Annotated in this window: 29 protein-coding genes and 2 tRNA genes; 10 read left to right on the top strand and 21 right to left on the bottom strand. The window is 30.4% G+C overall.

Annotated elements, in window-relative coordinates; genetic code table 11:
* Positions 1 to 143 precede the first annotated feature (143 nt).
* On the top strand, positions 144 to 1145 hold the full coding sequence (locus tag LQ673_RS01705; protein ID WP_191836717.1) for an acyltransferase family protein: 1002 nt from the start codon (positions 144 to 146) through the stop codon (positions 1143 to 1145).
* A gap of 52 nt (positions 1146 to 1197) precedes the next feature.
* Here LQ673_RS01705 and LQ673_RS01700 read toward each other — a convergent pair whose 3' ends face one another.
* Positions 1198 to 1734, bottom strand: a complete 537-nt coding sequence (locus tag LQ673_RS01700) for a hypothetical protein (protein ID WP_025905464.1) — start codon at positions 1732 to 1734, stop codon at positions 1198 to 1200.
* A gap of 126 nt (positions 1735 to 1860) precedes the next feature.
* Between LQ673_RS01700 and LQ673_RS01695 the strand changes: the two genes are divergently transcribed.
* Together LQ673_RS01695 and LQ673_RS01690 are read left to right on the top strand one after the other, a co-directional pair.
* A complete protein-coding gene (locus tag LQ673_RS01695; protein ID WP_191836718.1) occupies positions 1861 to 3018 on the top strand; it encodes an aminotransferase class I/II-fold pyridoxal phosphate-dependent enzyme in 1158 nt (385 codons plus the stop codon).
* Between the two features lie 15 nt (positions 3019 to 3033).
* Positions 3034 to 4632, top strand: coding sequence for a M20/M25/M40 family metallo-hydrolase (locus LQ673_RS01690; protein WP_191836719.1), 1599 nt, complete (start codon positions 3034 to 3036; stop codon positions 4630 to 4632).
* A gap of 301 nt (positions 4633 to 4933) precedes the next feature.
* Here the strand turns inward: LQ673_RS01690 and menB are convergent, their stop codons facing one another.
* Genes menB through LQ673_RS01670 form a run of 4 tightly spaced genes read right to left on the bottom strand, consistent with a single transcriptional unit; the run spans position 4934 to position 9546 of the window.
* Entirely contained in the window at positions 4934 to 5755 is an 822-nt protein-coding gene (gene menB / locus LQ673_RS01685; protein WP_025905467.1) for a 1,4-dihydroxy-2-naphthoyl-CoA synthase, read from the bottom strand.
* On the bottom strand, positions 5728 to 6549 hold the full coding sequence (gene menH / locus LQ673_RS01680) for a 2-succinyl-6-hydroxy-2,4-cyclohexadiene-1-carboxylate synthase (RefSeq protein WP_191836720.1): 822 nt from the start codon (positions 6547 to 6549) through the stop codon (positions 5728 to 5730). The genes menB and menH overlap by 28 nt, the downstream gene beginning before the upstream one ends.
* Complete coding sequence (gene menD, locus LQ673_RS01675; RefSeq protein WP_191836721.1) at positions 6530 to 8209, bottom strand: 2-succinyl-5-enolpyruvyl-6-hydroxy-3-cyclohexene-1-carboxylic-acid synthase; 1680 nt, start codon at positions 8207 to 8209, stop codon at positions 6530 to 6532. The genes menH and menD overlap by 20 nt, the downstream gene beginning before the upstream one ends.
* Positions 8210 to 8211: 2 nt before the next feature.
* Positions 8212 to 9546 (bottom strand): isochorismate synthase, encoded by a 1335-nt coding sequence (locus LQ673_RS01670; RefSeq protein ID WP_239704673.1) that lies wholly within the window; start codon positions 9544 to 9546, stop codon positions 8212 to 8214.
* Positions 9547 to 9751: 205 nt separating this feature from the next.
* Between LQ673_RS01670 and LQ673_RS01665 the strand changes: the two genes are divergently transcribed.
* Positions 9752 to 10690 (top strand): 1,4-dihydroxy-2-naphthoate polyprenyltransferase, encoded by a 939-nt coding sequence (locus LQ673_RS01665; protein ID WP_025905471.1) that lies wholly within the window; start codon positions 9752 to 9754, stop codon positions 10688 to 10690.
* Positions 10691 to 10737: 47 nt separating this feature from the next.
* Here LQ673_RS01665 and LQ673_RS01660 read toward each other — a convergent pair whose 3' ends face one another.
* The 5 genes from LQ673_RS01660 to LQ673_RS01640 form a co-directional block, all read right to left on the bottom strand.
* Positions 10738 to 11511 carry an AraC family transcriptional regulator gene (locus LQ673_RS01660; protein ID WP_191836723.1) on the bottom strand — a complete coding sequence of 258 codons (774 nt, stop codon included), beginning with the start codon at positions 11509 to 11511 and terminating at the stop codon, positions 10738 to 10740.
* A 15-nt stretch (positions 11512 to 11526) separates the two neighbouring features.
* Positions 11527 to 12099, bottom strand: a complete 573-nt coding sequence (locus tag LQ673_RS01655) for a LysE family translocator (RefSeq protein WP_191836724.1) — start codon at positions 12097 to 12099, stop codon at positions 11527 to 11529.
* Positions 12100 to 12206: 107 nt separating this feature from the next.
* Positions 12207 to 12935: an alpha/beta hydrolase gene (locus LQ673_RS01650; RefSeq protein ID WP_191836725.1), complete on the bottom strand. Its 729-nt coding sequence runs from the start codon at positions 12933 to 12935 to the stop codon at positions 12207 to 12209.
* A gap of 34 nt (positions 12936 to 12969) precedes the next feature.
* Entirely contained in the window at positions 12970 to 13437 is a 468-nt protein-coding gene (locus tag LQ673_RS01645; RefSeq protein WP_191836726.1) for a GNAT family N-acetyltransferase, read from the bottom strand.
* Positions 13438 to 13918: 481 nt separating this feature from the next.
* Positions 13919 to 14050: a putative holin-like toxin gene (locus LQ673_RS01640; RefSeq protein WP_239704675.1), complete on the bottom strand. Its 132-nt coding sequence runs from the start codon at positions 14048 to 14050 to the stop codon at positions 13919 to 13921.
* A gap of 511 nt (positions 14051 to 14561) precedes the next feature.
* Between LQ673_RS01640 and LQ673_RS01635 the strand changes: the two genes are divergently transcribed.
* Entirely contained in the window at positions 14562 to 15047 is a 486-nt protein-coding gene (locus tag LQ673_RS01635; RefSeq protein WP_191836727.1) for a tetratricopeptide repeat protein, read from the top strand.
* 166 nt (positions 15048 to 15213) lie between these two features.
* On the opposite strand, the gene LQ673_RS01630 is transcribed toward LQ673_RS01635, so the two are convergent.
* A complete protein-coding gene (locus tag LQ673_RS01630; RefSeq protein ID WP_191836728.1) occupies positions 15214 to 15345 on the bottom strand; it encodes a putative holin-like toxin in 132 nt (43 codons plus the stop codon).
* Positions 15346 to 15857: 512 nt separating this feature from the next.
* Between LQ673_RS01630 and LQ673_RS01625 the strand changes: the two genes are divergently transcribed.
* Both LQ673_RS01625 and LQ673_RS01620 read left to right on the top strand, forming a co-directional pair.
* The gene (locus LQ673_RS01625; protein ID WP_037588914.1) at positions 15858 to 16073 is read left to right on the top strand and encodes a hypothetical protein; all 216 of its coding nucleotides are present in this window, start codon (positions 15858 to 15860) and stop codon (positions 16071 to 16073) included.
* Between the two features lie 324 nt (positions 16074 to 16397).
* A complete protein-coding gene (locus LQ673_RS01620; protein WP_126477171.1) occupies positions 16398 to 16607 on the top strand; it encodes a hypothetical protein in 210 nt (69 codons plus the stop codon).
* Positions 16608 to 16776: 169 nt separating this feature from the next.
* Here the strand turns inward: LQ673_RS01620 and LQ673_RS01615 are convergent, their stop codons facing one another.
* The 8 genes from LQ673_RS01615 to LQ673_RS01585 all read right to left on the bottom strand — a co-directional run bounded on the left by LQ673_RS01615 (position 16777) and on the right by LQ673_RS01585 (position 19754).
* Positions 16777 to 16971: an LSM domain protein gene (locus LQ673_RS01615; RefSeq protein WP_191835820.1), complete on the bottom strand. Its 195-nt coding sequence runs from the start codon at positions 16969 to 16971 to the stop codon at positions 16777 to 16779.
* A 3-nt stretch (positions 16972 to 16974) separates the two neighbouring features.
* Positions 16975 to 17214 carry a hypothetical protein gene (locus LQ673_RS01610; RefSeq protein ID WP_191835819.1) on the bottom strand — a complete coding sequence of 80 codons (240 nt, stop codon included), beginning with the start codon at positions 17212 to 17214 and terminating at the stop codon, positions 16975 to 16977.
* Positions 17215 to 17254: 40 nt separating this feature from the next.
* The gene (locus tag LQ673_RS14770; protein WP_262405058.1) at positions 17255 to 17383 is read right to left on the bottom strand and encodes a hypothetical protein; all 129 of its coding nucleotides are present in this window, start codon (positions 17381 to 17383) and stop codon (positions 17255 to 17257) included.
* A gap of 350 nt (positions 17384 to 17733) precedes the next feature.
* Positions 17734 to 18060: a fibrinogen-binding protein gene (locus LQ673_RS01605; protein ID WP_191835818.1), complete on the bottom strand. Its 327-nt coding sequence runs from the start codon at positions 18058 to 18060 to the stop codon at positions 17734 to 17736.
* 365 nt (positions 18061 to 18425) lie between these two features.
* Positions 18426 to 18513, bottom strand: a tRNA-Ser gene (locus tag LQ673_RS01600).
* A 1-nt stretch (position 18514) separates the two neighbouring features.
* Positions 18515 to 18589: transfer RNA gene (locus tag LQ673_RS01595), tRNA-Asn, on the bottom strand.
* A gap of 132 nt (positions 18590 to 18721) precedes the next feature.
* Positions 18722 to 19276: a competence protein ComK gene (locus LQ673_RS01590; protein WP_191835758.1), complete on the bottom strand. Its 555-nt coding sequence runs from the start codon at positions 19274 to 19276 to the stop codon at positions 18722 to 18724.
* Between the two features lie 112 nt (positions 19277 to 19388).
* Entirely contained in the window at positions 19389 to 19754 is a 366-nt protein-coding gene (locus LQ673_RS01585; protein ID WP_191835757.1) for a VOC family protein, read from the bottom strand.
* Between the two features lie 243 nt (positions 19755 to 19997).
* Here LQ673_RS01585 and LQ673_RS01580 point away from each other — a divergent pair, with 243 nt between their 5' ends.
* Positions 19998 to 20213 carry an IDEAL domain-containing protein gene (locus tag LQ673_RS01580; protein ID WP_016911637.1) on the top strand — a complete coding sequence of 72 codons (216 nt, stop codon included), beginning with the start codon at positions 19998 to 20000 and terminating at the stop codon, positions 20211 to 20213.
* A gap of 73 nt (positions 20214 to 20286) precedes the next feature.
* Here the strand turns inward: LQ673_RS01580 and lplA are convergent, their stop codons facing one another.
* Positions 20287 to 21282 carry a lipoate--protein ligase gene (gene lplA / locus LQ673_RS01575; protein WP_239744990.1) on the bottom strand — a complete coding sequence of 332 codons (996 nt, stop codon included), beginning with the start codon at positions 21280 to 21282 and terminating at the stop codon, positions 20287 to 20289.
* Positions 21283 to 21451: 169 nt separating this feature from the next.
* Between lplA and LQ673_RS01570 the strand changes: the two genes are divergently transcribed.
* Both LQ673_RS01570 and LQ673_RS01565 read left to right on the top strand, forming a co-directional pair.
* Positions 21452 to 21637 carry a YkvS family protein gene (locus tag LQ673_RS01570; RefSeq protein WP_025905642.1) on the top strand — a complete coding sequence of 62 codons (186 nt, stop codon included), beginning with the start codon at positions 21452 to 21454 and terminating at the stop codon, positions 21635 to 21637.
* Positions 21638 to 21639: 2 nt separating this feature from the next.
* A complete protein-coding gene (locus tag LQ673_RS01565) occupies positions 21640 to 22245 on the top strand; it encodes a CPBP family glutamic-type intramembrane protease (protein ID WP_025905643.1) in 606 nt (201 codons plus the stop codon).
* 66 nt (positions 22246 to 22311) lie between these two features.
* Here the strand turns inward: LQ673_RS01565 and LQ673_RS01560 are convergent, their stop codons facing one another.
* Entirely contained in the window at positions 22312 to 23823 is a 1512-nt protein-coding gene (locus LQ673_RS01560; protein WP_191835755.1) for a bifunctional metallophosphatase/5'-nucleotidase, read from the bottom strand.
* Between the last annotated feature and the right edge of the window lie 49 nt (positions 23824 to 23872).

Raw genomic sequence — 23872 nt, 5'->3', positions numbered from 1 at the left:
AAAGTAAAAACCAATGCCTTTAAAAGGCATTGGTTTGATTTTATAGTATTAACGAAATAAAATTATTTGTACTTTTGAAAAATTTAATTTATAATCTACATTTCAAGCAATTTGTAGATTATCGTTTTAGGGGAGCACTTTTCATGGCAAACGAAAAAGAAAGAGACCATTATTTTGATAACGCACGATTTTTCTTAATTGTGTTAGTTGTATTCGGTCATTTAACAAGATCTTATGTTAATGAAAGTCATATTTTCAAAGCACTATATATGTTTATTTATAGTTTCCATATGCCAGCATTCGTACTGATATCAGGATTCTTTGCTAAAGGTGTAGGAAAACCAGGTTACATAAAAAAAATTACAATCAAACTGTTACTACCCTATTTAATATTCCAATTATTTTATGGTTTATATTACTACTATATTGATAGAGACGATACATTAAATATTAGTCCCTTCGATCCACAATGGGCAATGTGGTTCTTAGTAAGTTTATTCTCATGGCATATTATTTTGCACTTTGTGAGAAACTTCAATCCATATATCACATATACAGTAGCAATATTATTAGGTTTAGTTGTTGGTTACTTTGACTTTATTAATGCAAAACTTAGTCTATCAAGAACATTTGTATTCTTCCCAATTTTCCTATTAGGCTATTACATCAATAAAGAACAGTCATTAATTTTAAGAAATAAAAAACATATTTGGTTATCTTCCATTAGTTTAATTGTTATTTTCATTGCTTATTTACTAACTGATTATAACTTTGAATGGTTATTTGGTAGTAAACCATACTCTGCACTTGAAGGCGATGTAGACGTTTATAGTGCATTAAAAAGATTATTTATATATGTGGTCATTTTCGTTTCAACATTTAGTTTCTTAAACTTAATACCAGAACGTAAATTACCATTAACTTATATTGGTTCAAGAACAATGTTTATTTATTTACTACACGGACTTTTCGTAGGTCTATTCCGTTCAAAAGAATGGGATCAAATGTTATTAGACCAACCTTATGTTTGGGTTGCAATCATTCTTATAACAATTGCTATTGTCTACTTCTTTAGTAGCGATCTTGTAAGACATTACGCAAGTCCCGTTGTTAACATTAAAAAGCCACCAAAAAAGAAAAAATAAATATAGAAAAGCCAATCCTTTGAGTACATAACTTAAGGATTGGCTTTTTTGTTTATCTAATTAATGTTGCATACGATATCGTTCCTATAAATTTATCTTCACTATTTAATAAATAAGCAGGTATTTGTACATGTTTATGTGTAATGGGCGCTAACTCATGATTGTTATTATAAAGATTTTCTAATACTTCATAGCTCGCACTTAATAAGTATGTTAAATAATCTACCCACTCTTGCGTATACGGTGTATCTGACTGAATAAATAATATTGGATTCTCTTTTTTAGACGTTGGTTGCATAAAATCAGAAACAAATTTTCTTTCGTCTAATGATAGTTCTTCTTTCACTTTAAATTTAATATGGAATTGCGCATTCTTAATAAGTCGATTATCTTGCCCGAAATAATATCGATGAAAATGTGGTAATTGAGCTTCTGCTCTACAAATATGTATTGAATCTTCTTCAAATGAAACCATCCATTGTTCATCATTATTTTGTATCAATACAAACGTTGGATGTGGTAACCAATCAAAAATATTTAAAGATAGTAGTAACTTTAATCGTTGATTCATATTAGCTAAATTCACCATATAAACATCCCCTATTATTGTAATGTTTCCCTTATTGTAATACGTTTTCTAAATTTTTGCTATATTCATTTATTTGTATGCTTTTTAAAGTTATAATTAAACTATCGTTTTGAAGAGGTGAAAAAAATGCAATTACCATTAAATAAATTTGCATCTCAACTTCAAGTGTCTGGAATTAGAGCGATATCTAACCGTATACCTGAAATTGATGATGTGATTAACTTAACAGTTGGTCAACCTGACTTTCCTGTACCAACAAGTGTTAAAGATGCAATGAAAGATGCAATTGATCATAACTTTACATCTTATTCTCATAATGCTGGTTTACCAGAATTGAGAAAAATCGTTGCACAATATTATAAAAATCGCTTCAATGCTTCATTTGAAACGGATGAAATCCTCATCACTAATGGTGCAAGCGAAGCGTTAGACACGACATTAAGAGGGATTCTTGAACATGGCGATGAAGTATTAATTCCTTCACCAGTATATGCTGGGTATGTCCCCCTTATCGAATTGTTAGGCGCTAAACCTATATACATAGATACTACCCAAACTGGCCTTAAAATAACACCTGAATTAGTTAAATCTCATATTACTGATAAGACGAAAGCTATCTTGCTGAATTATCCTAATAACCCTACTGGTATTACGCTGAATCAACAAGAAGTAGAAGCACTTGTTGATGTATTTAAAGACTACCCTATTTATATAGTCAGCGATGAGATTTATGCTGAGAATACATTTAATCAAACCCATACATCTTTCGCTTCATATGACGCAATCAAAGATCAATGTATTTTACTAGGTGGCTTAAGTAAGTCTCATTCAATGACTGGACTTAGAATTGGCTTTTTATTAGGACCACAATATGTTATGAAACAATTAACATTTGTACATGCCTATAATTGTATCTGTGCAAATGTACCGAGCCAATATGCTGCAATTGAAGCATTAACAAATGCAATTGATTCACCTAAAGAAATGAATAAAGCGTACATAGAACGCAGAGATTATGTATACAAGCGATTAATTGAAATCGGCTTTAAATTAAATGAAAAACCTCAAGGTGCATTTTATATTTTTCCGCAAATATCACATTTCGGAATGGATGATTATGAATTCTGTATGAAAGCACTTGAAGATTACCACGTCGCGATTGTACCTGGTTCAGCTTTCACCCATATTGGCAAAGGCTATATTAGAATTTCATATGCTTACAATTTAAAAGCACTTGAAGAAGGACTGAATAGATTAGAAAGAATGATTCAAGAACTATTTTAAAGGGGCTGGAACACAATGAATTTATTATGGCAAACGTTTGAAGATAGAAGCGATTTACTTAAAAGCTTGGTCAGACATCAATCTATAACACATTCAGAAGGAGAAAAGACTTTTCCTTACTTTTTAAGGGATCAATACTTAAAGTTAGATTATTTTAAGCGTAATGCTGATCAAGTTATGCTGCAACCGACTGGGGATGGTCGTCATGCAGTTCTTGCATATTACAAAGCACCACAATCAAAAAAAACACTCGTTTGTATAAGTCATTTTGACACGGTCGGTATCGATGATTATAGCGAATATAAAGATGATGCTTTTGATATGGATAAAATTACAGAGAAATTTCGACAAGATATGAAATACTTAACGCCTGATGCTAAAAAAGATATCCAAACACAAAATTATTTATTCGGACGTGGTTCAATGGATATGAAACCAGGTCTTATGATACATATGTCTCTGATAGAAAAAGCAATCCAAGAATCATGGGATATTAACATAATCGTAGTTTCAGTACCTGATGAAGAAGTTGAGTCTAAAGGTATGCATGCTGCCGTTCAAAAGCTCAATCAAATTCGTAAAGTAGACCATTTAGATATAGCTTTACATTTAAACAGTGAACCTACTTTTTCACAAGCAGAAAATGACCCAAATCATTATGTTTATTCAGGTACAATAGGCAAAATCATGCCTTCAGTATTATGCTATGGTAAAGAAACACATGTTGGACAACCATTGAATGGTATTAGTTCGAACTATATACAAAGCTTTATTAATAGCAAAATGGAATACTGTACTTTGTTTAAGGAAACATATAAAGATGAAACGACGCCGCTTCCAGTCTCTCTCATGAGTAGAGATATTAAAGATCATTATGACGTTCAAACACCATTTAGAACTGTTTCATTATATAATGTATTCTTATTTAACAGAAATGCAGAACAAGCTTTTAAAATTTTTAATGACGTAGTAAAAGATGCCATTCATACATGTGAAAAAGCATACCAAGAAACATTAAAATCCGAGGGCTTTGATAAAAAGTTATCCATTAATATCTTAACTTTCAAAGAATTAAAAGCACTTGCAATAAAAGAGTATGGTGAAAGTAAAATTAATCAAATCATTGAACAAATTGTTCATGAAATTCCTGATGAAAGAGCACAATCAATAGAAATTACGGATCGATTTATGCATATGCTGAAAGGTTTAGGACCAAGTGTCGTGACATTCTTTGCACCACCTTATTATCCTGCTGCACACTCTTCTGAAGATCCATTTATTGATGAAATCGTCCAAACTGTTAGTGAAACATCTTTAAAACAGTTTGATAGAGTGTCAAAAAGACAATATTTCTTTAATGGTATTAGTGATCTGAGTTATGCCAAATATAGACAAGACGATTTAGGATTTGAAAGCTATATTGAGCAAACACCTGTCTTTAATCAATCATACTTTATACCATTTAAAGATATACAAGAAATAAGTGCACCTGTCATAAATATTGGACCTATCGGTAAAGATGCTCATCAAGTAACAGAACGTATCAACATGAAAAGTGCGTTTGAAGAAATACCTACTATTATCGAGCAAGTTATAAGAAAACATTTATTATAAAAATGAGAGTTTGGGACAGAAATGTTCTAGACTCTTTTTCATATTTTCAGAAATATAGTGCTGAACATTGCAAGTGAAGCGTTACATGCAATGTTGGAGGGCTGAATATTGCTAGATTGATCAAACAAGCAACATAGAACTTCTGTATATTGCAAGACACATCAAACAAGCAACATAGAGGCTCCTATATTGCAAGACTACCCAAACAAGCAACATAGAACACTTCATATACAGATATTTTTTCCATAAAAAAGGCTGAGACATTATAAAATGCCTCAACCTTTTATTTTTTCTATCAATATTAAGGAAACTTAGGAAATTGATCGAAGTCTGGTTGACGTTTTTCTTTGAAAGCGTCTCTTCCTTCTTTTGCTTCGTCTGAAGTGTAATATAATAATGTTGCATCACCAGCGAATTGTTGTAAACCAGCTAATCCATCAGTGTCAGCGTTCATAGCAGCTTTTAAGAAACGTAATGCAGTTGGTGAATGTTGCATCATTTCTTTACACCATTGAACTGTTTCATCTTCTATTTTATCTAATGGTACAACTGTATTAACAAGACCCATATCAATCGCTTCTTGTGCATCGTATTGACGACATAAGAACCAAATTTCACGTGCTTTTTTATGTCCAACAATTCTTGCTAAATAGCCTGAACCATAACCAGCATCGAATGAACCTACTTTAGGTCCAGTTTGACCAAATCTTGCATTTTCAGCGGCAATTGTTAAGTCACATACGATATGTAGTACGTGTCCACCACCAATAGCATATCCTCTAACCATAGCTACTACTGGTTTAGGAATAACACGGATAAGACGTTGTAAATCTAGTACATTTAATCTTGGAATTTGGTCATCGCCAACGTAACCACCATGTCCACGAACAGATTGGTCTCCACCTGAACAGAATGCTAAGTCGCCTTCACCAGTTAAGATGATAGAACCTACTCTTTCATCATCTCTAGCTCTAGAGAAAGCATCGATCATTTCTTGAACTGTTAAAGGTGTGAATGCATTACGTACTTCTGGACGGTTGATTGTAATTTTAGCAATACCTTCGAAAAATTCATATTTAATTTCTTTATATTCTTTTATAGTTTCCCATTGTCTTGACATAATTTGCCTCCTAAAATAAATTCTATTATTATTGTATCAAATTTTGAGGGTTGTTCCACATGAATTGTGTGCCCAGCATCATTAACAATATAAAATTTACTATTTTTTATACTTTCGTTCATTTGTTTACCTATTTGAATAAACTTTTCATCTTTTTGACCGACGATAATACAAGTTGGCACAGTCATTGTATTCAAATGATACCAATTGGATGGTTGTGAACCTGTACCATAATCTTTAAGTGCTTTACTTAATCCATTAGGATTTTGAGAAAGTCTCATTTGTTTAATACGTTCTCTTTCTTCAGTAGAAAGTATAGACTGACTATTAAATAATGGAAGTTTAGACCATTCCTCTACAAAGTGAGGTAATCCAATTTCATGAATGCGCGCTGCTCTATTATGATCGACTTCAATTCTATTCTGTTTATCTGATGGATCTTTAAGTCCTGGACTAGCACTTTCTAAAATCAAGCCGTTTAATAACTCTGGGTATTGCACAGCAAAGCTTAACGCAACACGCCCACCCATTGAATATCCATGCAAATAAACCTTTTTAAGCTCTAAATAATCAATAACTTCTTTAATCTTAGAGACAATAAAATCCATTGACCATATTTCATCATAACTTGATTCATCATGTCCATGTCCGGGTAAATCAATAGTTATAACATTTAACCCTTGCTTACTTAACGTACGCTCAACTAAATGAAATGATGTATGATCACTGATGAAGCCGTGTAATAAAATAATAGACGGATTATGTTCATCAAACGACTTAACGCGGTGATTTAACATATTGGATACCTTTCATTTGTTCAAAAAGTTGTCTATGTGTTGCGGTATTTTCTTCTCTATTCGTTAGAATTTCGTATAAATAAGAACCGAATTGAGGTAATGTTTGTTTCTTATAATCAGAAACGCTTTCAAATTTTTCATAACCTAACTCATATAGATGTGCAACATGTTGGAAATCTAAATCTAGTGGCGTACCGAATAATTTCTCAAAATGTTCAGGTGCTTCTTCTTTTGGTGCTAAGTAATTGAAGATGCCCCCACCATTATTGTTTAAGCACACAATTGTAATATCTAAATCATGTAGTTTACTCATAATCAAGCCATTCATATCATGGAAGAATGAAACATCACCAATGATAAGTGTAACTTTTTTATATACAGACATACCAAGTGCAGTCGACACGACACCATCTATACCATTTGCACCTCTATTAGCTGCTATTTCAGCTTTTGAGTTTAAATTAAATGTATCGACATCTCTTATCGGCATACTATTACCAACAAATACAGTATCTTTAGAAGTCATTTTTTTCAATAAACTACCAACTGCAGCACCTTCATCTGTTTCTTCTTCGATATATTTTTCAATCAATGCACTTGCTTCTTTGTCCATTGTTAACCATTTTTCTAACCAATTCTTGTTTTGAGTTGGTGATACATCTTGAGCTTGTCTGAAGAAATCATTTGGACTTAGTTCCACTGAAATCGTTGGTACTTTAGGATAAGCATCAGGTGTATCATTATTTTGCACAAGAATTTGTGGACATTTAACTTCTTTTAACCAATTGTTTAAATGTTTCGAAACGACTGGTTGCCCCACTCTAATAATAAATTGTGGTTCAATACTTAAACCACCTTTGAATAATGCATCATAAGTAGAAATCACATTTGGATGATTTAATTTTCTTAAATTACTTAATGGATCAGCTAATATAGGAATATTATGAATCGCTGAATAAGTTAATATTTGAGATAAATCTTGACCTTGTGTATCTCCTACAATAACGACACCTCTTGGTTTTTCGATATATGTTTGTATACTCGTAAAATCAATCGATTTTTGATATTTTGTTTCTAATTTTCTTTTAGAAGACAAATATCTTCTTAATTTCACATTAGGAATTAATGGCTCTCTAAATGGAAAATTAAAATGTACAGGACCTCTTTGTGGACCAACAAAATGTTTCTCAGCATTAATCATATTCATATTAATTGCATTTAATGTACCCTCTGAGTCATCAGCTATAGGCATATCAAATTGAAACTTCGTAAAGTTTTGGAACATATTTACTTGATTGATTGCTTGAGGTGCACCAACATTACGTAGTTCATGTGGTCTATCACTCGTAACAACAACAAGTGGTAATCGACTAATAAACGCTTCAGATACTGCTGGCATATAATTTGATGCAGCTGTTCCTGAAGTACAAATGATTGCGACAGGCTTTTGACTTGCTTTGATTATGCCAAGTGCAAAAAATGCTGCGCTTCTTTCATCTGGATGAACCCATGTTTTTAAATGTGGATGTCTTTCACAAGCTATCGCTAATGGTGTAGATCGTGATCCAGGACTTATAACAACATCATCGACACCATATTCATATAATTTAGAAACAAATGTAAATACTTGTTTAGTGAGACTTTCAGTATGTGTACTCAATTCTACATCACTCCTAGTGCTTTCAACATTGGTTTAAATTTTAAGTCTGTTTCTTCAAACTCAGATATTGCTTCAGAATCTTTTACAATACCACAACCTGAATATAATGTTGCAGTATGATTGTTCACTAACATAGATCGAATAGATACAACAAATTCACCATTATTTTCTAAATCGATATAACCTAATGGTGCACCGTAAAATCCTCTTGTGCCAAACTCTTCATGTTCTATAAATTTTATCGCTTCAACTTTAGGAAACCCTCCTAATGCTGGCGTTGGATGCAATTGATTAACAATTTCTAATACATTTTCAGATAGTAAATCTGCTTGTATTTTCGTATATAGATGATATAAATGTTTGTTTGTAAGAATGGTTGGCTTTTTATCGTATTCAATGTGTTTCGTAAATGATTGAATATCATGAATAATACTATCCACTACATAACGATGTTCAAATTGATTTTTAGAATCATTAAGAAGCTCATCTTTTAATTTATCATTCTTTGTTTCATCTTCTGTTCTTAAAATCGTACCAGCAATTGCATTTGTATATAGTTTACCATCTTCTATTTGGCAAAGTTGTTCAGGTGTTTGTGAAATAAATTGAGATTTACCTGACTCAAATAGTAATAAATAGCTTGATTCATTTGAATCTAATGATCTTTGTAATGCATCTTCAACATTAACACGATCTTCAAATTCGATTTGTCTTCTTCTGGATAGTACGACTTTTTGTAGTGCTACAGATTGATTCATTTGTGAAACAACTTTAGTAACTAACGCTTTCCATTCTTCACTTTGAATATCTTTATTTTCCACTACTACAGGTTCAATCGATTCGATTTTTTTATTTTCTGTTTCTAAAATATTTATAACTTCTTGAATGTTGTCGATATCGAATTTGTTACTATGATCCGTATAAGTAAGATAATAATGACCATTTTCTTTTGTTACCAAATATTTAGGCAATACAAAATGACTCATCCCGTAATCTTTCCATTCATTCGTTAATGAATGCTCAGAAAATTGAAAGCCACCAAAGAATTTTAGATGGTGCTTTTCATCATGTAACTTAATCGTATTTAATTGTTCTTTAATATTTTGCCAGTATTCATATATATCATCATGTTCTAGATGCGAATACCTAGCTTCTAATAAATATCCAATTCCACACATTTCTAATTTAGAATCTTTAGATTTGTAATAAAAATGTTGTCCTGTATAATTGATTTCTTCCCTTAATAAATGGATTAAATCTGGTTGATATTGAAGCTCAATTTCAACTGAAATATAATTTTTATTTCCATCGATTTCAGAAATTATCTGTTGCTTCAAATCCGTCCTCAAGGCCATTTCACTTCCACTTCTTTCCGAAAAATATCTATCTACTTATTTTATCATTTTTTAAGTGAACATGCGTTAATATTGTACTTTAAATACAGAATATAAATTAAAATTTTACACAATTACAGTGATTGACCAATTGATAGCGAAAGCATATACTAATACTGTCAAAAATATAAATTTAAGAGGTAAATACATGTCACAAAATTTATCACAGCATTCAGGCTTGAAAAAATATTATCATTTGATGAGACCACATACCCTTACAGCATCATTTGTTCCTGTACTATTAGGTACCGCTTCATCAAAGATTTTCTTAACAGGTGCTGAAGCATCCATTAAAATTTCAGTCGTATTAGCAATGTTACTCGCAAGTATTTTAATACAAGCAGCAACTAATATGTTTAATGAATACTTTGATTATAAGCGTGGATTAGATGACCATACTTCTGTTGGTATCGGAGGTGCAATCGTAAGAAATGGAATGTCTCCTAAATCCGTTTATAATTTAGCGATAGCATTCTATGTTATAGCTGTCATATTAGGTATTTACATATGCATGCAAAGTACATGGCTATTAATACCAATAGGATTAGTTTGTATGGCAATCGGTTATTTTTATACAGGTGGACCAATCCCTATTTCATGGACGCCATTCGGTGAAATATTCGCTGGATTCTTCATGGGATTTGTCATTGTTATGATTTCATTCTATATACAAACAGGTACTTTAAGCTTTTATCCAGCATTATTAAGTATTCCAGTTTCTATTACAATTGGACTTATCAACTTAGCAAATAACATTAGAGACCGCGAAAAAGACAAACAAAGTGGTAGAAAGACTTACGCAATCTTAGTCGGTAAAAGACTTTCCATCATGACTATGGCAATTCTATATATTTTCGCATATGTCTTTGTTATTTACTTAGCATTATTTAAACCATACGGCTCTCTATTATGGTTGCTCGTCTTAATATCTGCACCATTCCCAATCAAAGCCGTACGTCGATTTAACAAAAATGACACACCACAAACAATGATGCCTGCAATGGCAGCAACAGGTAAAGCAAACACGATCTTCGGATTGTTATTAGCTCTTGGTGTATATATTAGTGGTTTATTAGGTGGATTATAAAACACCACCAAAAAAGAGGCTTGGACAATGTCCAGCCTCTTTTTGATTTATATAAGTTGTTTTAAATATTCAAAAGCTGTAATACCATAAATTTTCTTGAAATTTTTATTTAAATGAGACAAATCTACAAATCCACAATTTGTAACAGCAGCGTAAATATCTTTAGTCATTTCTAAATTTAATTTAGCTTGCTCTACCTTTCTATTCAAATAATATTGATAAGGTGTAAAGCCAGTATATTTTTTGAAATAGCGAATAAATTGATATTGAGTCATATTTAATTCTAGACTGATCATTTCTACATTTAATGTATCAAACAAGTGGCTTTCTATAATATTCTTCGCCATATTTATGAGCCTGTTATCTTTAGGCGCTACATTTATATCATTATTCAACAAAGCATCATTAACTTGCAGCAATTGTTCTAATATATAAGCATCTTCTTGATTCGTTAAAATAGCATTAGAGAGATGGATAATTTTGTTTTTTAAATTTTGGTCATTTGATATAGGTTTATTGAAAATGACATTTTGCGGTATGTTATCATTTCCAAGAATATGCTCTCTCTCTAAATAAATCATTGTGTATTTAAGATCTTTCTTGTCAAAAGAACTACCATCATGAATTTGTTCCGGATTAAAGAACATAACATTATTTGGATAGGATAAATATTCAGCACCATCTAAAGTATAGTGTTGAATACCATCTAACGTTACACCAAGTGCATATTCTTTATGCGCATGTTTTTTATATTTAAACTCGCTCATTTGTGCTAATAATGCTGTAACACCTATACGCTTTTTATACAAAAAATTATCCATATAACCCCTCCTTATCTATAACCAAATTAATAATGTCGCCATAACTAGTGCCATTGACATAACAACATTAAAAACTTTCAAATGTTGATCTATAAATCTTTTCAGAACCGTACCGAATAATAGCCAAGACGCAAATGCTAAAAATCCAATAATCGTTATGATAGTTACATTAAGAAACACATCGTTAAAAGTAGAGTCTGCTTTTAAAACAAAGCTCGGTAAAACCGTTAAACAGAATAATACAACTTTAGGATTTAGAAATTGCATAACAAACCCAGATGTAAAGTTACCGTAATTTGTATCATTATGTGATTTTGAAGCGTTTAAAATCTGATATGCCAAATATAACATATATATTGTTCCAATAATTTTCATCGTAAATATGATATTTGGCATAATGTTTACGAGTATTGTATTAAATATTGCAGATAATAACAAAATTAAAAAGAATGCTACCGTTGAACCGTACGTATAATGTAAAGCTTTTTTAGTACCGTAATTTTGAGTTGTCGTTAATATTACGATATTTGTAGGTCCAGGTGTGAAAGTAATCATAAAACAGTAAAATAAAAATGATAATGTACTCATCGAATCCCTCCAATATCTTTGTATTTTCTCAATAATGTCAAAATTGATATAGTACAAAATTGCATTCACACAAAAATAAGACCATGCCAATATTTGTTGGCATGGTCTTATTTTTTTAAGAACTCAAGTATATCTTGTTCAATTTGTTCTTTATCGTCACTTCTTGTCATTAAATGTGTTGCATTTTTATAGGCTACTAATTCTTTATGTTCTGATGCTATATCATGATATATTTTCTCAGCACTATCTTGATAGAATGTTTGATCTAATTCTCCATACTTTATAGAGATAGGTATTTTTACTGCGTCTAAATGATTCATAATATCCTCAATAAATGATGTAAAAAGACGTGCACCTTCTTCATAATCATCAATGAGTGCAAGTTGGCGTTTACTTTCATCTTCATCTAAATCTTGGATCTGATTAATTCTTTCTCCATAATGATAGAGTCTTCTTTTAATATCTTTATTAGTTCTATTATGAGGTGTGGACATTGCTATACATTTCTTCACATCAAATGTTTCGACAAGTTTTAAAGACATAAGCGCACCTAATGAAACACCGAGCACATGAATATTTTCATATCCACTATCCTTTAAATAATGATAACTCTCTTGTACCTGTTCCCACCAATCATTTGTCGTATAGGCTAATAATTCTTCTAAACTTAATCCATGTCCTTTATAAGCTGGAATATAGCAAGTATATCCCGCTTCGTTTAGAAACTCTGCTAAAGCTTTTACATCTCTTACTGTACCTGTAAAAGAATGCAATAATATAACCGCTTCATCTCCACCTTTTAAAAATACATTTTGAGATTCTTTCAATTTCAACAATCAAATCACTCCGATTTCAATTTCGATATCACTATTATAACGTTTTTTCCATATAATAGTTTGTCGTTTCAAATCCCATTTTTTTATATAACTCATACGCAATTTGATTATGACCGAAAACATGGAGTCGAATACTTTTAATGTCATGTTCCTTGCAATACTCATCTAAAGCTTGCATCGTCATTTTACCTAAACCTTTACCTCTTTCAGATTCGTCAATTTTAATATCATAAATAAAACTCTTTAATACATGATCTTTCTCGAAAACATGTAGCCATAAAATACCTACCTTATCTCCTTCATTAAAGACATTAAAAATTTTATGACCTTCCGTATGTAAACCATCAGGTAGAAGTTTCTTAAAATATGCTCTACCTCTCTCATCCGCTTCTTCAACAGACCAAGAACCACTTTTCACTTGTTCATCAGCAAATTCTTTCAAAGAAACCTCATAAAAATCATTAAAGTCCTGCATTTCCATTAATCTTAATTCAACAGTCATATAATCCCCTCCACTCTCTATATTTAGGTTCATTATACACTTCTAAAAATTAGAAACAAAAATACAATTATTTGTTTAACCACTTAATAAACCAAATCCCCAAAATTAAAATACTCACAGCAACAAGCGATTCAATCTTCTCTTTCTTCGTCGTTTTACGAATACTTATACTTACTTTCATATCAATCACACTCCGTCCATAATCAACTCAATAATCATTTCACTAGCATTATTTTAAACGTTTAATCATTCCTGCTAATATCAATACCGTTCCTACAATATTTGTAATAATATTAATAATTGTTAATACTCTTGACACTTTTTTCATATCAAATACATCCCTTAATCATTAATTTTTCACAATAGACAAATATTGCCAAATTGTGTTATAATTTCTTTGAAAAAGGACAACGTGCTGCTACACGTTGTCCGATAAGCCCGTTATAAAGACGATGGCTAATTTTTAATAAACCTTCTTTATTTAGTCAAAAGTTGTTAGAGATGGTTTATTTTTTTGGTTCATTTTTACAATTGCGATTACTAAACCCAATAATAGTACATCAAAAGTACTGAAACTAAACATTAAGTTTAGTGCGTCACCAATCGGGACCACTATAGCCTTCTCCTTTCTAAGGAATTTAATGAGAAAACAACGTGCAATAACACGTTACCCGATAAGTCCGTATTAAAGACGGTGACCTTATTTAATAAATAAATCATCTCAAACTAGTCTAAAGTTGTAAGAGATGGTTTATTTTTTTTACTTTTGTTCTTTATCAAAAATATCTTTCTTAATGATATATTCAAAAATAATTTTTATTATTACTACACCTATTGGTAATAATACATAGTGTGTATTATTTTCATGGTTGCCAACGTGCTGATCATACTTACTTAATATAAAATACATAACAAAACAATAAATAAGACATACTACAATTCCCGTTTTATTTATTTTCCTTTTCAACTTTCCTTCTCCTTTCTATAAAACGAAAATTAGCTCTTTTTATTTATTATAATTATTGGTTGTAATTTGTAAATATATTTTACATAAATTGGATATAATAAAGTGTATGGATAAGATTAAATAGATAGTGTAATATTATCTTATTGGAGGGGTTATGATGACGCATACGATAGACGAAGTTATCGAATTAAGATCAAAGAAAGAATATATAAAAGCAAAAGAAAAAATGGAAGATATATTAAGTAAGGATCCTAACAATGCATATTACAATTATCAAATGGCATGGTGTCTAGATAATTTAGGAATCGAACACGAGGCTATTAATTATTATCATAAAGCTATTAATAACAATTTAGAACTAATATATCTAAAAGATGCTTATATAGGTTTAGGAAGCACTTATAGAAGTATTGGCAAATACAAAGAAGCTAAGCAGATTTTAAATGAAGGATTAACAAAATTTGAAGACAGCCCTGTATTAAAAATATTCCTTGCTATTACACAATATAATATGAATAATAATCAAGAGTCTGTTTCACTATTAATTGATACATTGCTAACAAATGATGATAATACTGAGATTCACGAATATAAAAATGCTTTGAAATTTTACAATGAAAATCTAGATAAAATATTCAACTGATATCGTGAAAGTCACACGTAATAATCCGACTACAAAATAGACAAATTCTACCAAATTATGTTATAATCCAATTGAAAAAAGGACAACGTGCTCCAACACGTTGCCCCATGAGCCCGTTTTAAAGACGGTGACCGTATTTATAAATGATAGAATAAATCATCTCAAACTAGTCAAAAGTTGTAAGAGATGGTTTATTTTTTTGGTTCAATTTAACAATCGCGATCACTAAACCCAATAATAGTACGATAAAACTACCGAAACTAAACATTAAGTTTAGCGCTTCGCTAATCGGAACCATTAGAAGCTTCTCCTTTCTAAAGATTTAGTTGATACTTTCATAAGCATCACCTCACTTTATACTAAGATTGGCCACCATCTATCCAACTTGCTCTGTTATATTATACCAAATTACCAGTATTTGTTATATACATTTACGACCATAATAGACAAAATATTCTAAATTATGATATTATATAATTGAATTACAACGTTATATAACACGTTGTCCTATGAGCCATCTTAAAGACTGTGACTTTATTAATTACTATAAAAATAGCCATTTAACATGCCAAAGATAGATAATGATATTTTTTAGTTTTATAACTAATTAATAATTCATAAAAATAAAGACCCTATCTTACTATGCAATATAAGTTAAGGTTATATTTTTTTACCCAGTTTTAGATTGCATTAAATTTTATTTTAAAAATATATAAAAGTATAAACCTATAAAGAATGTGTTAGTTTTATATCAAATATATTTAACTTTCGACATAAATTACTTCATTATTACGCAAGGGGTGATTAATAGTGATAGAACAAAAAGATAATAATTTATCTGTAGGTATTTTTGCGGGTATTTTACCAATTTGTATTATAATCTACGCTCAATTTATCCATGCATTATTATATAGCAACTCAATGATTTTAAAATCATTTGTCGTAGTTATTTTATTCATTTTAACAACAGGAATTGTTATCTCAATTTCAAGTTTCATTTCGCAAATCAAAAAGCAACTTAAGTAAGCGTGAAAAATTTTTAAAATATCAAAGAAGCGTATAATAAATTGACTCATTTCATATTATCTTAAATAATTAAATTTTAAAGTTTAAATATATATTAGACAATAAGGATTGGTATCATGAAAAATTATGCTCTTAATCTATTATTTATCGTTATACTTTTATTCTTTATTTTCAATTTATTTGTCATATTTAATGTCATCCAAATTAAAGAAAGTTATTCAAGAGTTTATAGCATATTTATCATTATATTTATCATACTAAACTTAATATATTTTAAAGCAAAAGAAAAACAGAGAACTAATAATAAATGAGGTGTACTAAATAATGACTAACATGAAAAATATCTTAGTTGCATTAATACCTATATATCTTTATTTTTTCATTCAAGGATTCTATGTTGTTATATATAAAGAAAATCCTATCGCTAGAATACTAGCTGTCATTAGCATGTTGATTTTTACTATATTAATCACACTTTTCGTTTCAACTGTATTCGATCCTAGCAAACAAAATAAAAATGGTAAGATAAAATAGCAAAATTTTTAAAATAAATATTCTTTTTCAAATCTTTCAAGTTTATTTTCCATAAATTCTTATAATATCTTCAAAAAAATTTTTACATAAAAACTAGCTATCACAACACTGTGATAGCTAAAAAATTGACTAAAAACAGCTCCTTAACCATTAATTCTTTGTTAGGTGCTTAATCTAAAATTTCAATCGACTTTATTTCACTTTCATCAAAGTCATATAAGTAAGTTTCAGTAGCGAAATGTATAGAAGGTTCTCCACTGTCATTAACTACTTCATCATCGTAATTTGTAACTTCACCAATAAATTGATTTCCATTCGTCAATTCTATTCGTACCTTTTTTCCCACATAAGTCCATAATTTCATAACTTACCCCCATGCTACAAGATCGTTTTCAGGAAACTCATTATTTTTAATATATTTCTCAATTCTATAAATCGCATGCCCTAAATAGTTACTTGTATCTTGATCATATTCCGATTTTTTTGCATAGAGTATTTCACAATCCTCTATACTTATAGTAATTCTCCCTGATACTTTTTCGTTTTCGGGATAATAATCATAAGTCACGCTTTTTTCGTCTTTACTTACTAATTTTAAAACTAACATTACTCATTACCTCCTTTTTCTAATTAACTCTTCTAGTATTCTAGCTTTTTTCTCTTTTTATATGTCGTTGTTTTAGTTGTTCTTTTTTTCTTTCAGCTATTTTTTGAAATACTTCAGCAGCATCTTTAAGTGGCATATAAGTGTCTAGAATCATTTCGTATTTCTTCAACCTTATATCTCACTTATTCACTTTTTACTATATTATATAATTTTTTCAAAATTCTTACAATAAAGAAAAAAGCTATTAAACATTGAGATCGACATCAACCACGATCTCAAATTAAAAAAACCACCTATTTCATTTAGGTGAGCTTTTGGATATTCATATATAGTTACGTTATGATTAAGATTATTAAATTCGCCTATAAAAAAGACCCACTAATTAAAGTGGGTCATTATCTTGAATACGACAATTATCTCGCCAATCAACTTAATGTATATTTAACTCTCACACATAGATATATAAAAACATAATAAATAAATAAACTAGTAAGATGAAAGTGTGAAAGAAATTTCATATTATCTTAAGTAATTATTTTTGAGTACAATGTCTATTTCTTTTTGCAATTTTTTCTTTTCTGCAGCATACGATTTACCAGCCGTTTCATGGATTCTATTTACTGCTCTTTGAGCAACTCTATGGCTTTTAATCGTTTTATCGCGTTTCAGCTTATTTACAGCTTGTTTAGCTGCCATAACCTTTTCATCTAATGATTTCTTGTAATCATAGGCATTGTATTTTACCTGAGTTTGTTCAGCTTGTTTAGCATCAGCCTCTCCTATCGAACCTGTTAGTGCCAATCCTAATGATGTAAATGCTAATAGTAATTTTTTTGATAATTGCATATGTATTCTCCTATCTATAAAGTATATGTATATTTTACAGAATGAGTAATATAAAACCATTAACTATTTCTTAATTAATTATTAAATACAAATGGCACCATCAGGTTTTTGACTTGTTAAACTCCCACAAATGATTTACATACAATAATGTAGAAAAATATCAAATATCGCATTTAAGATTGTAGTAAATATCAACCACGATCTCAAACTAAAAAAAGCCCACCTATTTCATTTAGGTGAGCTTTTGGATATTCATATATAGTCACGTTGTGACCAAAAATATTAAATTCGCCTAAATAAAAAAAGAAAAAACCTTGAGTTATCAAGGTTTTTTCTTTTCACTATACGTGATTAATTAATCTGAGCGGAGATGGAGGGATTCGAACCCTCGCGCCGCAGAACGACCTACACCCTTAGCAGGGGCGCCTCTTCAGCCAACTTGAGTACATCTCCATGGCTCCACAGGTAGGACTCGAACCTACGACCGATCGGTTAACAGCCGATAGCTCTACCACTGAGCTACTGTGGAATAATTAAATTTTTATCAAGCACAAATACTATTATATCAAGCATCGTAATATTTTCAAGAGAAAACCTAAAAAAATTAACGGAACATTTACACTTTAGTTGCACTTGTTCCGTTAATATTTATATTCGTATGCTAATGTTGATTTTTCAAATACATCTTAATAACATCAAGTACACTATACCCATCTTGAGTTAAATCTATATTTGGTGTATTTAGCTGCTTAATAAAGATATTATTACGGTGATTTCTATAGTACAAACATAAACAGTTTAAGTATTGGTGATTAATAACGTGGTAGGAAATTGGAAAAACGAGGCTTTGATCTTGCTCTAAAAACATCTTGGTCTTATTACCATTATATTCTTTGAAATCTTTAACATAGAGTATATTTATCCATGTGTTGTCTATTGACCTTTCGGAACCTGTGCAGAAAAAATAAGTGGATGTTACTGCGGATACTAAAATCGGGGGTTTGCTTGTAATTCTGGTAAGCCTTTTTGTAAAAAGCTTTCTTTCATTGAAGTGTTCGCCATAAAAGCGACATGACTGATTCATAATTTCTTGAGGCTTCTGTTTAACGATGAATGGTTCTCTACCCGCTTCAGACACCTCAGTATGAATGGTGTGATCGTCTACTTTAACTCCTCTAATGTACATCGTATTTTGTTTAATTACGTATTTACTCATAATATTCTCCTTTCAAATTTTATGTAATTATAACGAATGGATTTACATTTATTGTAATTACATAAAATATAATCTATATTTAAATGGAAGTCAATACTTTTTGGAATAAATTCTATTGTTTTTCTATAAATTCTAATCGATTTCCAAAAGGATCTAATAAATGGATTCTATTTGCGCCTGGAAAACGATTATCTGCTTTAAACTCTATTTTTTCATTCGTTAAATGTTCTTTTAAATCTTCTAGATTTCCAACATTAATAGCTGGATGCGCCTTTTTTAATGGTTCGAATTCTTCTTCAATACCAATATGCAAATCAATTTGATTAATATTAAACCAAACGCCTCCATTACCTCTCAATGACTCAGGCTTTTCTACTTCTTTAAACCCTAATTGATTACAATAGAAATAGCGTGCTTTATCCTCTGATCCTTTAGGTGCTGATAATTGTACATGGTCCCACTTTTTTAATTGATACATTATGATTCTCCTTTAGTATTTTTGATATATATGGTTCGACTACTCAAAACTTTCACAACCGTATTCTGAATTGTGAGCAAAATAATTTGAAATTAGATTATAGTAACATATAATGAATTTATAGAGTAAGTTTATCACTGATTTCGAATTATAAATTTACTTTTTAAAATTTCTGAATATTCATTGCATTTAGAAAATAAATACGCTATAATTTTAACAAATAAAGTCAAGGGGTTGTTTAAAATGAAACAATATTCTCAAGTTAAGCACCAGAGTTTAGAAACTTTTGTTAATAACTTAAATGATTTATCAGTTGAGCTTGTGATTGACTCTGCTTTACGTGAAAATCGTAAAAGAGAATTAATGGTTTTAATTGATGAAGCACTTGCGAATCGTAATAATACTTTATTTGAACAATACAGTGAAGAATTAATTCAGTTGGAGGATTTACAATCGTGAGTTGTCATTTAAAATTTAACACATAATAAGAGACTACTTTTGAAAACATTCAAAAATAGTCTCTTTTATTTGTTTATAGCATTAAATTAATAATTTCTTCTTTAGCGATATCTCCAAAATAGTGATAAACATCAATATCTTTTAATGCTTCTTGAATGGATGATTTTTGATGTTGAACACCTATTAATGCTTCTTCAATATCTTTTACATCGCCGACACCAAAGAAATCACCGAATATTGCTGCGTGTTCTATTTTACCTTTTTTAACATCTAATTTAATTTGGACAAGTCCTCTATCAAATTTATGACTTCTTTCAAAGTTGTATTTAGGATTCTTACCGTAATTCCATTCCCATTTTTGGTATTTATTTTTACTTAGTTCATTAATGTTATCCCAATCTTCATCTGTTAAAGGGTACTCTTCAACATCTTCACTACCTTGTTGTTTGAAGATAGAGGTAAGTATACGTTGTTTAAATGTTTCAATATCCATTGGCTCTTCTAAGAACTCTTGTATGTTTGCGACACGTGATCTTATAGATTTAATACCCTTAGATTTTATTTTTGCTTCGTTAACGCGAAGTGCATTTACAACCTCTTCGATTTCACTATTTAACATCAATGTTCCATGTGAGAACATGCGATCTTTTTGTTTAACCATTGCATTACCTGATATTTTTCTTTCCCCGACTTGTATATCATTTCTACCAGATAATTCTGCTTTAACGCCCATTTCATTTAAAGCATCAACAATTGGTTGTGTAAATTTCGCAAAGTTATGGAAACTGTCTTCGTCATCTTTTGTAACAAAACTAAAGTTTAAATTACCTAAATCGTGATATACAGCTCCACCACCAGAAATTCTTCTTACAACTTTGATGTTGTTTTTCTCAACATACTCTTGGTTAACTTCTTCGATTGTATTTTGATTTTTCCCTACAATAATGGATGGTTGATTAATATAGAAAAGGAAATAACTATCATCTTTAGGAAGAGAAGTTAAGACATATTCCTCCATAGCTAAATTAATCATCGGATCGTTAATACCATTATTACTTACAAATTTCATTATATTTCCTCCTTCTTTTCTCCCCAAATAGCCTCAAGTATATAGTACCATATGTTTGATTAATCATATGTATGATATGTTTATGTTAAAATAGAGTATATTTGTTAATACTTTATAAACTGGGTATTATTTAGTATAATGTTTCATAGTATTATTTAGGAGGAATAAGATGACAATCGCAGAAGTTGGAAATATCATAGAGTTTCAAGATGGATTAAGAGGTAGAGTTGAAAAAATTAATGAAAACTCAGTTATCGTAGATATCACAATTATGGATAACTTTGAAAGTTTAGAGTTACCTGAAAAAACTGTAGTGAATCATAAGCGTTATACAATAATTTCTGAAGAGGGATAATAGTGAAGAGACAAATTAATCCTCAGTTAATATGGTTCATATCTAGTTTCATTATTTTTCACATTATTTTATTCATTATGCAAGGTGAAAAAGAAGTATTCTGGTACTTATATACTGGTATTATGCTGATTGCGGGCATTAGCTATGTCTTTTATCAACGTGACATCAAATCTAAGCGATTACTTCAATCAATTGGATATGGTCTCATTGGTGCCATTATATTAGTTCTACTTCAGCTATTATTATCACAAATTTATAATGGCTTGTCATATGCATCCTTATTAAAAGAATTAATGCATGCTGGCGTATTTTATAAGTGGCAAATGCTTGTAACAATTGTTATTGCTATACCTTGTCATGAGTTATATATTAGAACAATTTTACAAAATCAGTTGCAACTGAAATTTTCACAACCTATTATTGCAATCGTTGTGAGTGCCCTTGCATCTAGTTCACTATTTTTATATTTAGATAATTTAGCTATATTTATGTTTATATTTTTAGCACAACTCATATTATCTACATTGTATTTCTATACGAAAAGAATCGTAACATCTTATGTAGCTCAAATTGCAGCAATCATCATACTCGTTATCATTTTCAGCTAATACTTTTAATAAAAACAACCCCCAAAATTTTAGCAATTATGCTAACTTTTTAGGGGTATTTTTATATTATAATACTTCAAAATGATGTTCTAAATTATATTTACCTTTTGATTCTGTTAGTTCTTCAATCATATATTCGATGACGGTCTTCTTCGCTCTCTCATACGTTGATTCAGAAATGATCTTATTAACGTGTCTAAATAAATAGTCCGTCATAATAACTGAATAAGAAGCTTCTAAATCAATATTATTTAAGTTAACTCTACTACCTACAGGTTTACTCAAATCAATCGTATATTCAAAACCTTTCCATACAGTCATAAGTGTCGGTTCTAAAATATGGTCATTATATTGAACCGTGTCCCCTTCTTTATACAGTGCTGTAGCAGTTCTTTCTATAATGCGCTTTATTTCAGCACCAGATAAATTAATTTTGACAGGTTTATCAGTATGTACATATGATTGATAAACATCTTTAACTTGTAACTCGCCACGTAAACCGTTTCCTGTCGGATTTCCAATTTGTGCACAAACAAAATCAGACGCTTTAAATGCTCTTGCCATACTTTGTTGAATACATTCCATGAACTTATGCGGTTTAATAAATAAGTCTGTTAAATGTTTATAATCTAATACAACAGGTACGTCAACAACGCTCTGTTCAGACCAATGTTGGACAGCTTTTTGGTCGAAATACGTTAGTTCCAATAAATCTCTATCTTCAGGATAACTTGAAATTTCTACGTGCTTAATAGACGTATCGATAATTTCTACTGAGTTTGCTCTTTTCTTAAATTGAATAGACATATCTACAATATTCGTAGCATCTTTACCTGGTTGTATAAACTGTGTTTCTTCGACTTTAAGATCGACGATATGTTCTTGATGACCTGTAATAATGACATTAACGCCTTCCGTACTTTTCGTCATACTTTCAGCGTTATTACTGTAATATGATCTATAATTATTTTTATCTGTATATGTGTTTAAGCCACCATGGTATAACATAATTAAGAAGTCAGGGCTTTCTTTTTCATGTAAATATCTCACCCATTTTTTAGCTGTGGTCATAGACTCACCAACAAGCACTTCGTCTTCAAACTCAACGTTTTTATTTTCCATAAGGCCACTTGATGTAAATCCTATGATGCCTATTTTTATACCTTCTACATATTTAATTGTATAAGGTGTTGTAAAATATGGTTCACGAGTCTTACTATGTTCAATATTTGCTGCTAACCAAGGAAATCTGCTTAAAGCAATAGATTTATTTAAAAAGTCTAAGCCAAAGTTGAATTCGTCAGGGCTCACGCCACTTGCATCAAATTGCATTTCATTCATCACTTTAATCATTGGATTTCTCTTATATGGGGCAATTTGAGCATAATAAAAAGCAAACATTGAACCCGACAACATACCACCATTATCTAACAATAAGACATGGTGATTGGTCTTGCGTTTATGTTTAACGTAAGTGGCCATCTTTAGAATGTTACCACTAATACCACTTTTTCCTATTTGTCCATGTAAGTCAGAAGTAGCTAATAAATCAATTGTTATGGTTTCATTCGTATTCAATGCTATCCCCACCTTTTTTTATTTATTTTACCATTTTTAAATACTGTTA

Source organism: Mammaliicoccus sp. O-M54 (assembly GCF_022386035.1).
GTDB classification, from domain to species: domain Bacteria; phylum Bacillota; class Bacilli; order Staphylococcales; family Staphylococcaceae; genus Mammaliicoccus; species Mammaliicoccus sciuri_A.
Note: the sequence above shows the minus strand (reverse complement) of the source record. Positions and strands in the feature narration are given on the sequence as shown.

Bases quoted from the DNA above. Each gene is read 5' to 3' on its own strand.
- LQ673_RS01705 (WP_191836717.1), top strand. From the start codon at position 144: ATGGCAAACGAAAAAGAAAGAGACCATTATTTTGATAACGCACGATTT.
- LQ673_RS01700 (WP_025905464.1), bottom strand. From the start codon at position 1,734: ATGGTGAATTTAGCTAATATGAATCAACGATTAAAGTTACTACTATCT.
- LQ673_RS01695 (WP_191836718.1), top strand. From the start codon at position 1,861: ATGCAATTACCATTAAATAAATTTGCATCTCAACTTCAAGTGTCTGGA.
- LQ673_RS01690 (WP_191836719.1), top strand. From the start codon at position 3,034: ATGAATTTATTATGGCAAACGTTTGAAGATAGAAGCGATTTACTTAAA.
- menH (WP_191836720.1), bottom strand. From the start codon at position 6,549: ATGTTAAATCACCGCGTTAAGTCGTTTGATGAACATAATCCGTCTATT.
- LQ673_RS01665 (WP_025905471.1), top strand. From the start codon at position 9,752: ATGTCACAAAATTTATCACAGCATTCAGGCTTGAAAAAATATTATCAT.
- LQ673_RS01660 (WP_191836723.1), bottom strand. From the start codon at position 11,511: ATGGATAATTTTTTGTATAAAAAGCGTATAGGTGTTACAGCATTATTA.
- LQ673_RS01655 (WP_191836724.1), bottom strand. From the start codon at position 12,099: ATGAGTACATTATCATTTTTATTTTACTGTTTTATGATTACTTTCACA.
- LQ673_RS01645 (WP_191836726.1), bottom strand. From the start codon at position 13,437: ATGACTGTTGAATTAAGATTAATGGAAATGCAGGACTTTAATGATTTT.
- LQ673_RS01635 (WP_191836727.1), top strand. From the start codon at position 14,562: ATGACGCATACGATAGACGAAGTTATCGAATTAAGATCAAAGAAAGAA.
- LQ673_RS01630 (WP_191836728.1), bottom strand. From the start codon at position 15,345: ATGGTTCCGATTAGCGAAGCGCTAAACTTAATGTTTAGTTTCGGTAGT.
- LQ673_RS01620 (WP_126477171.1), top strand. From the start codon at position 16,398: ATGACTAACATGAAAAATATCTTAGTTGCATTAATACCTATATATCTT.
- LQ673_RS01615 (WP_191835820.1), bottom strand. From the start codon at position 16,971: ATGAAATTATGGACTTATGTGGGAAAAAAGGTACGAATAGAATTGACG.
- LQ673_RS01610 (WP_191835819.1), bottom strand. From the start codon at position 17,214: ATGTTAGTTTTAAAATTAGTAAGTAAAGACGAAAAAAGCGTGACTTAT.
- LQ673_RS01605 (WP_191835818.1), bottom strand. From the start codon at position 18,060: ATGCAATTATCAAAAAAATTACTATTAGCATTTACATCATTAGGATTG.
- LQ673_RS01590 (WP_191835758.1), bottom strand. From the start codon at position 19,276: ATGAGTAAATACGTAATTAAACAAAATACGATGTACATTAGAGGAGTT.
- LQ673_RS01585 (WP_191835757.1), bottom strand. From the start codon at position 19,754: ATGTATCAATTAAAAAAGTGGGACCATGTACAATTATCAGCACCTAAA.
- LQ673_RS01580 (WP_016911637.1), top strand. From the start codon at position 19,998: ATGAAACAATATTCTCAAGTTAAGCACCAGAGTTTAGAAACTTTTGTT.
- lplA (WP_239744990.1), bottom strand. From the start codon at position 21,282: ATGAAATTTGTAAGTAATAATGGTATTAACGATCCGATGATTAATTTA.
- LQ673_RS01570 (WP_025905642.1), top strand. From the start codon at position 21,452: ATGACAATCGCAGAAGTTGGAAATATCATAGAGTTTCAAGATGGATTA.